The organism is Buttiauxella agrestis (assembly GCF_900446255.1).
GTDB classification, from domain to species: Bacteria; Pseudomonadota; Gammaproteobacteria; order Enterobacterales; family Enterobacteriaceae; genus Buttiauxella; species Buttiauxella agrestis.
On record NZ_UIGI01000001.1, the window covers coordinates 254359 to 269298 of the forward strand.

A 14940-nucleotide genomic window follows, 5' to 3' on the forward strand; every position below is an offset into this window, starting at 1 on the left:
AACCCGGCGGGTCATCATTGCCCATTTCATGTCTAAGTTATCGGCAGTTTGAGTAAAAAGTGGAGCCTGTTTTAGGATGAAAATCCCCCTTTGCTTCACCCGAGCGCTTGCCCTACTATTAACGCCGTGTCGGAAAGGGACAAAAAATGAAAAAGCCGCTAACAATCAAGGATATTGCTGAACTGGCGAATGTATCCATCGCCACCGTTTCCAGGGTCTTGAATAACAACAGTTGGGTGTCGGATAAAACCCGCGCCCGCGTTGAACAAGTGATTCAGGAACAGCAGTTCAGCCCGAATTTACTGGCACGCGGTATGATTTCCAAAAAGACGCAGACGCTGGCAATTGTGGTTTCCGATATTAGTAACCCTTATTTTGTGATGCTGGTTGCTCAAATCGAAAATGAAAGTTTGCGTGCGGGATATAAAGTCACCCTTTACGATACTCAATCGGCTAATAAATCGTCTTCCCAGAGTGAGATTATCCCTGAGGAGAATATTTTTAACTCCATTACCGATAGCCAGATAGATGGTGTCATTATTCTGGGTGGTAATATTGACTATAACAATGTGCCAGAGTCTTATTTGCAGGAGCTTAAAAAACTCTGCGCAACGATTCCGGTTATTGTCGTGGGCAGGCAACTGGTAGATATTGATTATTCTTGTGTAGAACGCGATCAATCTGGTTGTGTCACGCTTGCCACTAATCACCTGATAAACAAAGGCTATAAGCGTATCGGATTTATTGGTGGTTCTAAAAGCGTTTATATTACAAGACTGCGTGTCGAGGCGTTCCGCGATGCGCTAAACAATGCGAACTTAACCATTGTCGATAATCATATTGTGCAAAATAATTTCTATTTGCAGCATGGCTATGAAGCCGTAGAGAAACTATTAGCTCAAAATAGTGAATTACCTGAAGCGATTGTTGCCATTAATGATCACGTCGCAAAAGGTGCCATCAGAGCATTAAAAGACCACCAGATCGCTGTGCCGGAAGATATTGCCCTGGTCAGTTGCGAATATTTCCCTGGCAGTGAATATTTTATTCCACGAATTACCACTGTAAACCATCACAATGAGCTTATCGGTAAAACAGTCATGCAGGTTTTAATGACTTTACTGAAAGATGATGAGCAAGCGAAGCTCCCAGAAAAAATTCCGCTAAGTCTGTTCCCCGGTGAGTCCTGCTAGCCCAAAAAGCCGCTTCACGATATTTTTTGATCCCCACCACAATTGCTGAAAAGTGCATTGACAACTCTGCTCCTGCTCCTCTAGCCTAAAACCTGAAAACGTTTTCAGGTTTTGATTTCAGGAGGGCCGATGAAGCCGACAATGATGACTTACATACACGAAGAGCAAGCCACACTTTCAGCGATGCTTACTCGTTATCCACATGATCTTCCAGAAATTAAAGGGAAGGCAACATGGTTGGTTTTAGCTACCGGCTCCAGTATTAACGCCATTAAAAGTGCGAAATACTACGTTGAAAACCTGGCAAACGTGCGCGTCAGCGTGGAAGAGCCATTCCACTTTCAACATTACGAAAAAATGGATGCCTCCACTGATTTGGTACTCGGTGTTTCACAAAGCGGTGAAAGCACCTCGACCATCAACGCGATAAAACATATCCGTAAAAGTTACCCGATTGCGACCTACGGCTTGACCAGTAAACTGACCAGCGAACTGGCGCAGACGGTGGATCACGCCATCGACATCGAAATTGGTGAAGAGCGTGTGGGATATGTCACCAAAGGATATGTGGCGACCATTTTCAAATTCATGCTGCTGGGTGTTTATACCGCGCGCTGTAACGGTTTGATTAGCGAAGCCCAGGAAGCTGAAGAGTTGGCTAAATTGGCTTTAGCGGTGAAATCTATTCCAGAGATTATTGATTCGACAGAAGTTTTCTTTGAAAAATGGAAAGATGAATTAACGGCTTCTCCACGATTCACCGCCATTGGCTACGGCCCAGGCGTCGGCGTGATTAAAGAGATGGAAACGAAATTTGCGGAAACTATTCGCGTACCGTCGCAAGGCGTTGAGTTAGAAACGTTCATGCATGGCCCTTATTTTGAAGTGAATGGCAACCACCGTATGTTTTTCCTCGACACACCGGGCGAGGCACGTGAGCGCTTATTATTGCTAAAAGCTTATGAACAGAAATATACCGATTATATTTACACCGTTAAATTAGGTGAAAGCAACGATGCAAGAACGCTCGCTATTAACGTTGATGTCGATATTTTTATTGCCCCGTTGCTAATGGTGATTCCTTTCCAGATTCTGGCGCATCATATTGCGGAAGCGAAAGGGAATAATTTGCCACAACGTATTTTCACTGATTTTGGTATTTCTGTTAAGAGTAAAACAAAACCTGGCGATTACGCCTGATTATAATCTGATTACAGCTTTACCCTACAACGTTGCCTGATAAAAATATCAGGCAATATATAGCGCAAACCTTGATGCTAAGGAATTACTATGGCTACATTCAGTCATCTTGCCCAGCAGATTATTCATCATGTTGGCGAATCCGAAAACATAGAACATATTACTCATTGCGCAACACGTTTACGTTTTACTCTGAAAGATAAAAATAAAGTTAATCAGGAAGCGTTATATGAACTTCCTGAGGTCGTGAAATTAGTCGATAACCCAGCCCAATTCCAGATTGTTATTGGACCGAAGGTTGAGCAGGTATTTAACGCCATTAAAGAGCTTCTCGGTGAACACACGCTAACAACGGAAGAGGCGGCACCGCAGGGTTCCTGGGCCAGTCGTTTACTGGCAACGCTTTCCGCCATTTTTACGCCTTACATCGGTGTCCTGGCGGGGGTCGGTGTCGTAAAAGGGATTGTGGTATTGCTGCAAACCATGAACCTGGTCGATACCCACTCGTATATCTTTACTGTATTTAATGCGCTGTCGAGTGGCGTATTTGTGATGCTACCGCTGTTTATTGCCGTTACGGCCGCAGAGCGTTTTAAAACGAATAAATTCACCGCGTTGGCGCTGACTGCTGCGATGATTTTCCCGTTAACGGACCCAGGCGTTCCTGGCGCATTCCATATTATGGGGCTGGCGCTGAACGTTAAAATATACGGTGGGGCGGTGATCCCCGCGGTATTTGCCGTGCTGTTTCTGAGCTACGTGGAGCGCTGGCTGAAAAAGGTCATCCCGGAAATTGCTGCACTGGTGTTCGTGCCTTGCCTGTCGCTAATTATCTGCGGGTTTGTGGTGTTTACCTTTATCGGCCCAGTTGCCGATTACGTTGGGGTCGGCATTGCCAACGGTTACGCGTGGCTTTACAACCTCAGCCCGGTTATTTCTGGTGCATTGTTGGCAGGCATCGGCCAACTGTTTGTGGTATTCGGTGTGCACTGGGGCATTATTCCGCTGGCGCTTATCAACATTCAGGTCAACGGCTATGACACCATCATGGCGATGTTTATGTCCGCGGTAATGGGGCAGTTTGGCGCCGCATTCGGCGCAATCTTTATTGCGCGCAATATCAAAGATAAGCAGATTGCGATTTCCGCCTCTATTTCAGCGTTCTTTGGGATTACCGAACCGGCGTTATATGGCGTGAACCTGAAATACAGAATGCTGTTTGTCTTCGGTTGTATCGGTGCGGCGTTAGGCGGGGGGATTACTGGTTTGCTGGGCGTGAAAACTTACAGCTTCCTGCCTGTTTTAAACGTCTTTGAATTGGGATTATTTAGCGGCCCAGACTCAAAAATGATCTACGAAGTGTTTGCGATAGCCGTGGCGTTCACGGTGCCTGCGGTGCTGACCATTATTTATGGGAAAACGCGAAAACTGGTGGCTTCTCCAGCTTCCTGATTTCTCCGAAGCCCTCTGGATAGCAGAGGGCTTAATCGACCAACGACAATAACATTCGAGTTAGTTTCCAAATTCTTTACTCAGCCATGCCACGAGACCCGCTGTGTCTATCGGCTCGCGGTGGTCCACGGTATAAACCGGCCCAAGCGACATCGGCTCTGCGTTATTCGCAAGTTTTACCAACTCCGGCAGATATTCTTCCCCTGGGTGCCCGTGGCGTCTTACGCCAAGCCGCTGCGCATAACGTTCGGCAGCAAGGGGACCAGGAATGTGGTTCCACACCTCCAGAACCCGGGTGACTCCCGCCTGCTCAAGATAACGCTCGAGCGCTTCTTTCGGCTGGAAGCCAAACCATGCATCGACAATAAAGATACATTGCGTTGGGCTATCAGACACTATCGACCAAATCACTTCGTAGGCCGCGCTTCCCAGGCGGCGATTAAACGGCCTGTCTATCTCCTCGAACTGGGCCATAAAAGGTTCTTTGATACCGTCGATAGTTAGCAGCGGTAACGTAAACGCTTCGGACAACAAACGGGCGATAGTGCTTTTTCCTGATGCGGGTACGCCGTTCACAAGTACCACCGTTTTGCCCTGTGTTCGCGTGGACTGGCTCATAATATTGCGATCACCTCTTCCTTAACTTTTGCCCGACGCAGTTTTGCCATCACATCGTCATCACCTAACAAATTCACAATCGCGCGGATACCTTCTTCGATGTGCCCGTTGCTGTCGCAGGCGGCAAACATAATCACGATGTCGGCCTTTCCGCTGTCGGCAAAGGCGATGGGTTCATCAAGTAACACCAGACTGAAGCCATTTTTTATCACCCCGCACTCAGGGCGAGCGTGGGGCATGGCAACGCCTTCTTCAAAAACGTAATACGCGCCATGCTCCAGAGTGTTTTTAATGACTGCCTCGTGATAAGAAGGCAGGATATAGCCCTTTTCAACCAACGGCTGAGCCGCAAGTCTAATCACCTTTTTCCAGTCTGTTTCGCGTATGCCAACTTGTATCGCCTGGGCTTCAATTAGTAACTCTTTAATAGCCATGCGAACTCCCTAAATAGTCTTGCGAATAATATTTCGTAGCTCATCAATTTTGACAAATAAACCATCGATATGCTGACGGTGCGTTTTACTCTTCGCATAGACTTGTAACGCCTGGTTATAGCGCAGCATTAAGTTTTTCTGTGCTTCGCTATTGTCAGGATTATTCTTCAGTGTATTTTCCAGTGTCGTTAATTCAGCTTCATACTGTTGCGCCTGAATATCATATTGCGTGCTGTCTGAATTATTTTTCTGGAATAAACGTTTTAAAGATTCAAGCATAGCTATCTCCCGCCCCGACGGTTGCCGGGCAACCAGGGTTACATTGAAGAGTAAAGAATAACGCGGCGGTTATTTAAATAATGCGATCTTTTCGATTAAAACAGCAGCGACGGCGTCATTGGCCGGAATTAAAAATTTACGCACGCTGTCGTTCACTTTGCCCTTCTCGAAGGTTTCTTTGCAGTGCCCGACCCACTGCACGTTCATTTCAGTGCCGACGTTAACTTTATCAATCCCCCCGGCGACGGCGCGCCGCATATCTTCATCGCTCACACCTGTGCCACCGTGCAGCACCAGCGGGGTTTTGGTCACTTCACTGATATCTGCCAGCCGCTGATGCTGAATTTTCGCTTTGCCGGTATACAGGCCGTGTACCGTACCGACGGACACCGCCAGCATATCCACACCGGTTTCATCAACGAAACGTTTGGCGTCTTCGGTGGTGGTAAAGCAGATATCTTCCATGGCAACCGCTTTGCCATCTTCTGAGCCGCCAATTGCGCCTAATTCTGCTTCTACAGAGATATTTCGCGGGCGGGCAATATCAATAACCTTACGCGTATTGGCGATATTATCGGCCATATCCAGATGCGAACCGTCATACATGACCGAGCTAAATCCGGCGTCGATGGCTGTTTTAATGGACTCAATATCCGAACAGTGATCCAGATGCAAACAGGTCGGTATTTGCTGACTTTCAGATAAAGAACGAATGGAATCGACCAATAAACGATAACCTAAATATTCCGCAGTCCCGGTAGAAATTTGAATCATTAACGGGCTATTGGTTGCTTTGGCAGCTTTAAAATAAGCGGGCAGCATTTCAAGGCAATGCAAATTAAAGGAGCCTACCGCTTTAAATTTACGCTCTTTGGCTACCTGTAATAAATCCGGGAAGTTATACAGACTCATGTGCTTTTTCCTCTTGAGGTTTGGTTGATTTACCATTCACGAACCAGGCGATAAGCGCCACGAACAGGATGAATAGGCCGACAAACGTCCAGTTATTCTGGAATACATGCCCCAAAATCAGGCCGCTACTGATCACATCTGAATCGCTGAAAGTCACACCGGTAAAGCCGTAGCTTTCAAGCATTGGCACCAGGATGGCTGGCAGGAAGGTAATAAACAGGCCGTGTACTACGCCGCCGATAATCGCGCCGCGTCTGCCGCCCATTGCGTTACCGAAAATCCCAGCGGTGCCGCCAGCAAAGAAGTTGGTCAACAAGCCAGGCAGAATCATCGCCAGGCCAAACATTGGGAACACAATCATGCCGATGATGGAGCCAACGGTAGTAGCCAGGAAGCCAACAATCACGGCGTTGGGGGCGTAAGGGAACAGCACCGGGCAGTCCAGCGCCGGTTTGGCATCCGGTACGATGCGCATCGCAATACCACGGAATGCAGGCACTAGTTCGTTAAGCAGCAAACGCACACCGCTGTAGAGCACAAATACCCCGGCAACAAACTGAATCGCCTGCATAAAAGCAAACATCAGGTAATTCACGCCGTTGGAGTATTGGCCGATGTATTCCGGGCCTGCCGCCAGCGCCGGGATGAGGTACATAGGGATCATCACCACGGCCATCGAAAGGTAAGTGTCTTGCAAGAATTTGAAGTTATCCGGTAGCACCAGATCTTCGGTAGATTTAGAACCCTTGCCGACAACCTTCGCCACTGCGGCCTGCACCAGATAACCAATAGTGCAGAAGTGGCCCAGCGCGACATCGTCAGAACCGGTAATGCGGCGTACCACAGGTTGGGCGAGAGCAGGCATCAGCACCGCCATAATTCCGCCGAATATCCCGCCCGTGAGAATCAACGGCAGCCCCGTCAGCCCGGCTTTATAGCCGATAACGGCACCAATCGTTGCCATCCAGAGCAGTGCTTGCCCGGTGAGAAAGATGTACTTAAACGGTGTGATACGCGCAATGATGATGTTGATGATAAATATCACCATCAGCGTGAGTGCCACTTCGGAACCCAGCTCACGGTTTGCAAGGCCGGCAATAGCGGCCACATCGGTGATGTAGCCTTTCATACCGAAACCGTGGGTGAAGATGTCGTTCAGGAAAGTCAGCGTATCAACAATAATGTTGATACCCGCCATCATGATTAAAAAACCAAGCAGCGTTTTAAACGTCCCTTCCGCGACTTTACCCTTCGATTTTTTTTGCAGCAAAAGACCGAGCATGGCAATAAAGGCAATCAATATTGATGCCTGTCCTAGCAGGTCTTTAACAATAAAGTTAATGATGCTATTCATGGTCGAATACCTTCACATTGCGTTCTTTTAAAAAGGCGACAATCTTTTGTTCGATTTCGTCTTTATCCGTGAGGCGGTGCAGCACAATGACGCGTTTAATTTCCTCTTCGCTCGCATCGGCCGTTAAAATATCGGCGAACGTTTTTTGCGTTAAAATAATGTCAGATTTAAAGGCCCCAGCTTCTGATACGGTGGTGTGATCAATTTCTGCCGGAATCTGAAGTTTTTTAAGTACCGCAGTTGCAGCCATTTCAATGGCGAAACTGGAACCTAAACCACAGCCGCATACACAAAGAATTTTAAGCATTGAAAGTCTCCTCAAATAATATTGAGCTGCTTCGCTAATTTATAATGATGCCCTTCGGTGTCGACGAGGCGTTTTTGCATACTGATTAAATCTATAGGGATCGGTTTGTTACTCGAATTAATAATAATGGCTTTATTTCTCATGCCGGACTGGATACAACGAACGACTTCACCTGCCATAATTGTGCCCTGATAAATTTCCTCGCAGGTAGGGTCACCGTTACGCAAGCTATAACCAATAATCGACTTACGAATTCGTACGCCAATTTTTGGCTCAAGTTGTTTAATCATGGTGTCAATCGCCCCCTGGAAGCCGGGGGAATATTCTTTGGTGTAACCTTCGGAGCACAAAATCACGACGCTGTTTTGTGTCTCAAGGCGTGCGCTAATCTTGTGTGCCAGTTCGCTCAATGACTGTTGGCACTCGGGGATTAGCGCAAAATCAGCGTTGCTTTTAATCGCCGATTGCAGCGTCAACTCACCACAATATCCGCCGAGCAGTTCAACCATAAAAACCCGCCCTGGCAAAGCGCGACCTGTATTACGCAGTTTGCCGACTTCTTTAATGACTTGTTCACAGGCAGTTGAAAAACCAATGGTGTAATCACTGCCGTAAACATCGTTGTCGATGGTCATACCGACACCGAAACAATTCACACCATATTCGCTAAGGTTATTCAGAAACTGTAAGGAGCCGTCTCCGCCTGCCATAATAAGCACATCGATATGCAGGGTTTTTAACTGTTTTGCGATAGTTTCATATTCGCTACCCATTAATTTACGATGAGTTCTGCCTGAAGACATAATCGGAATGGCGGCAACAGAAAAATCCACTAGATCCCGTACGGAAATAGCCTGGTGATTATTCTGCAATAAACCTGGAATACCACCGTTAAACAAAACGATTTCTGCCTGTGCCAGTCGGGAAATCTGAAAAACAAAATTATTTATTCCCGTGACATCACCGCCGCTAATTACCATGCCGATTCTCATGATGCTCGCCTCGTTTATTTGCTTGCAGACATTTTTCCCTTTAAACAAGACTTGAATTTGCAATGGATGTCACAAAAGCAGGATTCATTTAAGCCTGGAGGTCATTGACAGAGGGTTTTTAGGGGCGTTTTTTGTGATATGAATCACTGCTAATTAATGGCGGGAAACAAAGTATTTGTTGAAAATATTTTATATTTCAATGGATTAATCTTGGCGGGTGAAAACTAATAATATCAGCGTGCACTTGGTTTTGATGGGGAATTATTAGCTTTCAAAAATGTGACTGCTAACGCATTTTTATATGGCTGAAAAGGAATGGGGTTAATTTGGATGTCTAAAATAAATAAGCGTGAAGACGGATAAGCCATCCGTCTTCATCATTTAAAAGAGCATTCTAATCAGCAAAAGCCAATTTATCTTCCGCGCTAATGTCACGCAGCACCCGGCAAGGCACGCCTGCGGCAACCACGTTTGGCGGAATAGATTTTGTCACTACGCTGCCCGCGCCAATCACGCTGTTGCGACCAATCACCACGCCGGGGTTGATGATGACGCCCGTTCCCAGCCACACGTTATCTTCAATGGTGACGGGCAAAGAGAACTGCTGCCCGGTGATGCGGATTTCCGAGTCTATCGGATGCCCGGCGGTAGAAATGGTCACATTGGGCGCAACCATCACGTTATCGCCAATCGTCACCGTGGCATCGTCCACCACGATGAAATTAAAGTTAGCGTAAAAGTTTTTGCCGATATGCGTGTGGCTGCCATAAGCCACGCGGATGGGCGGCTCGACCCAGCAATTTTCACCCACGCTGCCAAACAATTGCTGGAGCAGTTCAGCGCGGCGAGCCTCTTGCGAAGGGCGCGTCATGTTGTAGTCATAGACCCACTCTTTGCCTGCCCGGCGCTCTTCCGGCAACCCTTCACAATGGTCCGTATACAGTTCGCCAACTTCCATTTTTCTTCGTACTGACATGTTCTCTCTTCCTTAATTTACCGGAGCCGCCGCAGTTTGTGGGAGCGGAACTCTGTGATTTGACAGGGTAAACGCTGACACGACGGTGATGGTCAGCACGATACCGCCCAGAATCAGATAGGTATCCTGGAAGCCAATCTTATCGTACATATTTCCGGCAAAAGCCGAGAGGAAAATCGCCGCGGACTGTTTGGCAAACTGGAAACCAATCAAATAAATCGTGGCCGACAGGCGGGTGTCGAACACGCCGGTAATATATTTAAACGCCCCAACCAGCAGGAACGGCACTTCCAGCGCATGCAACATTTTGAGTGCAATCACTTCAAACGCCGTGGTGGCAAAAGCCGAGCCGATGATACGGGTGGTCATGATCGCCCCGGCAATCAGCAGCGTGTTTTTGGCGCCGATGCGGTTAATGATCCACGGCGAGCAGAACATAATAATCGCGTTGCAAATTTCTCCGGCAGTGGTCGCAAAACCGAAGGCTTGGGTGCCTTGCTGTGGGGTATCAAAGAAGGTTTTAAAGAAGGTCGCAAACTGTTGATCGAAGACGTCATAAACGCATGCCACACCCACCACATAGAGAATGAACATCCACATTTTGGGCATTTTAAATAACGAAAAGACCATTTTTGCAGAAATCTGGCGCTGATTGGCACCCAAAGAATCCATTACCTGCGCGGTCTGGTTTGCCTGCGGGCGAGCGACCAGCAACAGCACCATCAAAATCACTGCCGCACCTGAACCCATCCAGAACACAAACGCCGGATTAACGTTAAATAACATCCCTGCGGTCGAAGCGCACAACCCCCAACCCAGGCAGCCAAACATCCGCGCTTTTCCATACTCAAAATAGCTATTGCGGCTCACGCGTTCGATATACGCCTCAATCGCGCCGGAACCGGCAGAGAATACAAAACCGATATAAATCCCGCCCGCAAGCGCACCGAGCACGATATTGGCTTTTAGCAGCGGAGCGAAAACATACAGGAAGAAGGGGGCGAAGAAGAACAGCATCAGGGTTATGACCCACAGCAAATGCTTTTTAAGCCCCAGTTTGTCGGAAATGATCCCCAGAACGGGCTGGCAGAGAATGGCAAACAGCGAAATACAGGAAAACACGATCCCGGTATGCGTTTTATTCAGGCCGATCACGTCCGAAAGCCAGATGGGCAGGAACGGGAAACAGGTCGCCATAATGAAAAAGTAGAGAAAGAAAAACAGGCCAAAAATCCAGAAGTTAGGGTTATTTTTATGGGTACAGGCAGGCATGCTCATTGTGTTTTCCTCAAAGGGACAAACTTGATGGGGCAGCGCGTGCCACCCCGATGTCATGGTATTACACGCGTTCAAAGCCAATCAAAATGGCGCTTTCCGGGTCGAGGATCGGTAGTGCTAATCCGGCCTGTGCCAGCCATTCTCCGCTAACGGTTTGCGTTGTTTCCATCCAGCCCGGCAGCTTGCGCATGGTATGACCGCCTTTGCCCACCACGCTGATTTGTGGATGGTCGAGCAGGGTAATGCGATAACGAGCCGCCGGGTCCAGCCCTGGCACGCGCAAATTACCGGCGAGCGTATAATCCGGCATCGCCAGTTGGCTGACCAAATACAGCGCCTGAGATTTATCTTCCGCAACGACACCTTGCACTTGCGTTGTGGCATCTGGCATATCCACACGCCACTGTTTGCCGGTATGCAGCAGCGGTCGCCACTGTTTGTAGAGTTGCACGTAGCGCTCGTAACCTGCGCTTTCGGCAGCGTCGGCCGTCATCGGGTCAAGCTCCATACCCAGATGCCCGAACAGGGCTGTCAGGCCACGAAAATCAATGCTGTGCTGGCGATAGGTGGCATGGCAACGCAGATTGCCGATGTGCGCACCCATCACTTCCGGCGGGAAGAAATAGCTCATGCCGCGCTGGATGGTATTACGCTCCAGCGCATCATTATTGTCTGACGCCCAGAAGCGGTGGGTGCGTTTTAACACTTCATAGTCGATTCGCCCGCCACCCGATGCGCAGGATTCAAACTCAACGTGTGGGTATTTGCGGTTAAGTTCGTCCAACAGGCGGTAAAACTGACGAGTTTGTGCATCCGCTGCCGCTTTGCCATTGTGCCCCGCCTGAACCAGCTCGCGGTTCATATCCCACTTCACGTAATCAATCGGATGTTCGCCCAGCAGCCAGTTCATGCGCTCTAAAAGATAATCGAACACCTGTGGATTACTAAGATCCAGCACCCACTGGTAGCGCCCGGTGGCCTGCTCGTAGCCCGGCAGCGCCAGTACCCAATCGGGATGCGCACGGTATAAATCGGAATCCGGGTTAATCATTTCCGGCTCGACCCAAATACCAAATTCCATGCCGCACGCTTTCACATGGTTGATAACCGGCATCAAACCGTTCGGATATTTTTGCTCATCAAGATACCAGTCGCCGAGCGCTGCCCGGTCATGATTGCGGCCTTTAAACCAGCCGTCATCAATGATGAAACGCTCCACACCCAGCTCGGCGGCGCGGCTCGCCATTTGCATGATGTATTCCGGGTTATGGTCGAAATAGATCCCTTCCCACGTATTGAGATGCACCGGGCGCGGCTTATTTTCCGGGAAGCGAATAACCTGTTCGCGCAGGAATTGGTGGAACTGCTGGCTCATGCCATTCAGACCGCTGGCCGAGTGGCTGGCATAAAGCCATGGCGTATGCAGCGTTTCGCCTTCACCCAGCGCCATTTCGCCCGCCAGATACAGCGCTTCGGCTTGCAGATAACGACGGCCATCCGTTTTCACTTCGCAGCGCAAGCGGTGGTTGCCGCTCCAGCCCAAATGCACGCCCCACACATCGCCTTGCTGTTCACTAAATGCGGCCGTTCCCGCAATCATGGCCGGGAAATGTTCGTGCGAGGTGCGCCCACGGCGATTTTCCAGCACGAAGCTGTCATGCTCAAGGCGAATGCGATGTGGCTGGAATTCACGTGTCCAGCGACCATGAAACGCCATGACTTCGAGTGCGCGTTCGGCAATGGGCAGAGTGATGGCCAGGCGATCCACTTGCCACGGAGTCGCGCGTAAGTTGGCCAGCCCATGGCGAATTTGCAACACGCCGCTGCTGTCAAGACGAAGCTCGCTAATCAGGCGCAAACCGGCCTGCTTATCCTCAGCGGTGATCGTTATATTCTGGCCGTTTTGTTCAACCTGCGTGGTGGTAAAAACCGGAGAGGCATCCAGGCCGTTGCGATGGCCTTCAATCCCCGGCGAGCCAAACAAACCGCGCCCGAGTTCTGCACCTAAGGTTATCGGCGTATCAATATCAAGGCGGCCATTGGCGATGGGGCGATCCAGGCTGGCGCTATCTTGCGGTGAAAAGTGCGCAAGATGCTGGCCCCAGTAGACTATTTCGGCGAAAGGTTGGGTTCTTATAACGATGTCGCTTTGGGCGCTGGTTAAGCGATGATAAATCGGTTCCATGAATGGCATCTCTGGGAAAGTGATGTCATTACTGTTGATCCGAAACGTTTCGGATGCCAATCAAAACGTTTCGGTAATGTGATCGTGATTATAAAATCAGTGAAATTCAGGCTGGAGGATTAGTGGTGACGCCGGGAATAAATTCCGGTTGCCAAAGTACTTGCAGGGAATCGATAGGTTGGCCGGAAATCAGGCCTAGCACCATGCTTGAAATTTGCTTTCCGACGCCTTCACGCGTCGATTGAACCACGGCGGCGACGTCAGTTTCGACAATGCTGTCCGTTGGCAAACCATCGTAAACCACTAAAGAAACGCGATTTTCACCGGTCAATAAGCCCATATGCTGCAATGCCATCGCGGCACCGTCGCCATGCGAGTTGCAGTCGGTAACTATCGCCGTGGGTGGCGAGGGTAACGCCATTAACTCTTGCACGGCTTTGTAACCCGCGCGGCGGGTTGGTGGCACTTCGCGTAGATAATCCATGGATAAATGGTGGTTTGCGAGCGCATCAAGATAACCGTTGCGGCGTTGTGTGATAAATGCCTGATAGTTATTTTCACCTAGCAAAGCGATTCGCTCATGTCCCAGTGAAATCAGATGGTTAGCCGCATTAAATGTGCCAGCGTGGTTGTCAAAATCAAACCATGCGTAGGGTTGAGCCAGTTGGCTGCGACCCAGCGCTAAAAATGGGAAACCGGCAGATTGTAGCTGTTGCAAACGTGGATCGTTATCGAGAGTGTGAGCCACAATCAGCGCATCGACACGGCGGCCTTGCACCATTCGCATAAATCCGTGCCGATCGGCATTATCGTCATCGGCAATGAGCAGCAAATCCACTTCATGTTGCGCCAGTTCGCGGCTAATTTCGCCGACCATGTCCATAAAGACGCTGTTATTGAGCGGCACGGGATGAACAGGGAAAACCAGGCCAACGGCATCAATTTTCCCCATCTTCAGGCGACGGGCAAAGGTATTTGGGCGGTAACCACGGCGCTGTGCTTCGGCTTCGACACGTGCTTTTGTCTCTTGCGATACATCGTCATAACCGTTCAGCGCGCGGCTGACAGTCGTAACAGAAAGTCCGAGTTGTTTGGCGATGGCTTTAAGCGACATAAAAATCCGTGTCTGGTGAGTAAGTGGCGGAGCTGAAAGCTAGTTTCCCGCAACAATGTGTACCCGTCCACAGAATAACGTAATTAAGAGTCGCAAATATGTCACCGGGTCTGTGACATATCCGCTGTTATTAGAAGCTGTTTAACTTTCTACACTATCGCTCTGAATCTTCGATGGAGCGAACAGATGTCCTTCCTCAATGCCAATGCGGTAAACCTCAATATTGGCGGCAACAGCGCTTATTCAGTGCTGAAAAACCTTGCTGCAATGGCGGCAGATCTTGGCTACATCAATGACAAACAAGCCTTTATGCAAACGCTACTCCTGCGTGAACAAAACCATTCCACGGGTTTTGGTTCCGGCGTAGCGGTTCCCCACGGCAAAAGCGCTGCGGTAGTAAAACCCTTTGTTTTGTTCGCCAGAAGCCCCCTGGATATTGACTGGAAAGCGATGGATGACGAAGGGGTTAACTGCTGGATTTGCATCGGCATTCCCGAGATCGGCGGCGAAGAACAGGTGAATGCGATTTCCACATTGTGCCGCAAAATTATTCACCAGGATTTTATCCAACAGCTGAAAACCGGCAATGCGCAGGATGTTGTCGCGCTGCTCAACCAAACCCTCTCCTGAGCCTGAGGAATACGCC

Annotated in this window: 15 protein-coding genes; 4 read left to right on the forward strand and 11 right to left on the reverse strand. The window is 49.1% G+C overall.

Going from position 1 to position 14940, the window contains the following annotated elements; genetic code table 11:
* The first annotated feature begins 146 nt into the window (after positions 1-146).
* The 3 genes from DY231_RS01185 to DY231_RS01195 all read left to right on the forward strand — a co-directional run bounded on the left by DY231_RS01185 (position 147) and on the right by DY231_RS01195 (position 3845).
* Complete coding sequence (locus DY231_RS01185; protein ID WP_115626993.1) at positions 147-1193, forward strand: LacI family DNA-binding transcriptional regulator; 1047 nt, start codon at positions 147-149, stop codon at positions 1191-1193.
* A 129-nt stretch (positions 1194-1322) separates the two neighbouring features.
* Positions 1323-2393, forward strand: a complete 1071-nt coding sequence (locus tag DY231_RS01190) for an SIS domain-containing protein (RefSeq protein ID WP_115626994.1) — start codon at positions 1323-1325, stop codon at positions 2391-2393.
* 90 nt (positions 2394-2483) lie between these two features.
* A complete protein-coding gene (locus DY231_RS01195; protein WP_115626995.1) occupies positions 2484-3845 on the forward strand; it encodes a PTS transporter subunit EIIC in 1362 nt (453 codons plus the stop codon).
* A 60-nt stretch (positions 3846-3905) separates the two neighbouring features.
* On the opposite strand, the gene DY231_RS01200 is transcribed toward DY231_RS01195, so the two are convergent.
* The 11 genes from DY231_RS01200 to DY231_RS01250 all read right to left on the reverse strand — a co-directional run bounded on the left by DY231_RS01200 (position 3906) and on the right by DY231_RS01250 (position 14294).
* Entirely contained in the window at positions 3906-4463 is a 558-nt protein-coding gene (locus DY231_RS01200; RefSeq protein ID WP_115626996.1) for a P-loop nucleotide/nucleoside kinase family protein, read from the reverse strand.
* Positions 4460-4897, reverse strand: coding sequence for a PTS sugar transporter subunit IIA (locus DY231_RS01205; protein WP_115626997.1), 438 nt, complete (start codon positions 4895-4897; stop codon positions 4460-4462). Before DY231_RS01205 ends, DY231_RS01200 begins: the two co-directional genes overlap by 4 nt.
* Before the next feature lie 9 nt (positions 4898-4906).
* On the reverse strand, positions 4907-5176 hold the full coding sequence (locus DY231_RS01210) for a hypothetical protein (protein WP_115626998.1): 270 nt from the start codon (positions 5174-5176) through the stop codon (positions 4907-4909).
* 69 nt (positions 5177-5245) lie between these two features.
* Positions 5246-6088: a class II fructose-bisphosphate aldolase gene (locus tag DY231_RS01215; RefSeq protein ID WP_034499299.1), complete on the reverse strand. Its 843-nt coding sequence runs from the start codon at positions 6086-6088 to the stop codon at positions 5246-5248.
* Positions 6075-7442 (reverse strand): PTS sugar transporter subunit IIC, encoded by a 1368-nt coding sequence (locus DY231_RS01220; protein ID WP_115626999.1) that lies wholly within the window; start codon positions 7440-7442, stop codon positions 6075-6077. The genes DY231_RS01215 and DY231_RS01220 overlap by 14 nt, the downstream gene beginning before the upstream one ends.
* Positions 7435-7749 (reverse strand): PTS sugar transporter subunit IIB, encoded by a 315-nt coding sequence (locus DY231_RS01225; protein WP_034499295.1) that lies wholly within the window; start codon positions 7747-7749, stop codon positions 7435-7437. The genes DY231_RS01220 and DY231_RS01225 overlap by 8 nt, the downstream gene beginning before the upstream one ends.
* 11 nt (positions 7750-7760) lie before the next feature.
* On the reverse strand, positions 7761-8741 hold the full coding sequence (locus DY231_RS01230) for a 6-phosphofructokinase (RefSeq protein ID WP_115627000.1): 981 nt from the start codon (positions 8739-8741) through the stop codon (positions 7761-7763).
* Positions 8742-9135: 394 nt separating this feature from the next.
* On the reverse strand, positions 9136-9717 hold the full coding sequence (locus DY231_RS01235; protein ID WP_115627001.1) for a maltose acetyltransferase domain-containing protein: 582 nt from the start codon (positions 9715-9717) through the stop codon (positions 9136-9138).
* 12 nt (positions 9718-9729) lie between these two features.
* Positions 9730-10995: an MFS transporter gene (locus DY231_RS01240; RefSeq protein ID WP_115627002.1), complete on the reverse strand. Its 1266-nt coding sequence runs from the start codon at positions 10993-10995 to the stop codon at positions 9730-9732.
* Between the two features lie 61 nt (positions 10996-11056).
* The gene (locus DY231_RS01245; RefSeq protein ID WP_115627003.1) at positions 11057-13180 is read right to left on the reverse strand and encodes an alpha-galactosidase; all 2124 of its coding nucleotides are present in this window, start codon (positions 13178-13180) and stop codon (positions 11057-11059) included.
* A gap of 106 nt (positions 13181-13286) precedes the next feature.
* Complete coding sequence (locus DY231_RS01250; RefSeq protein ID WP_115627004.1) at positions 13287-14294, reverse strand: substrate-binding domain-containing protein; 1008 nt, start codon at positions 14292-14294, stop codon at positions 13287-13289.
* A gap of 186 nt (positions 14295-14480) precedes the next feature.
* On the opposite strand from DY231_RS01250, the gene DY231_RS01255 reads away from it, so the two are divergent.
* Entirely contained in the window at positions 14481-14924 is a 444-nt protein-coding gene (locus DY231_RS01255; protein ID WP_115627005.1) for a PTS fructose transporter subunit IIA, read from the forward strand.
* The last annotated feature ends 16 nt before the right edge of the window (positions 14925-14940 follow it).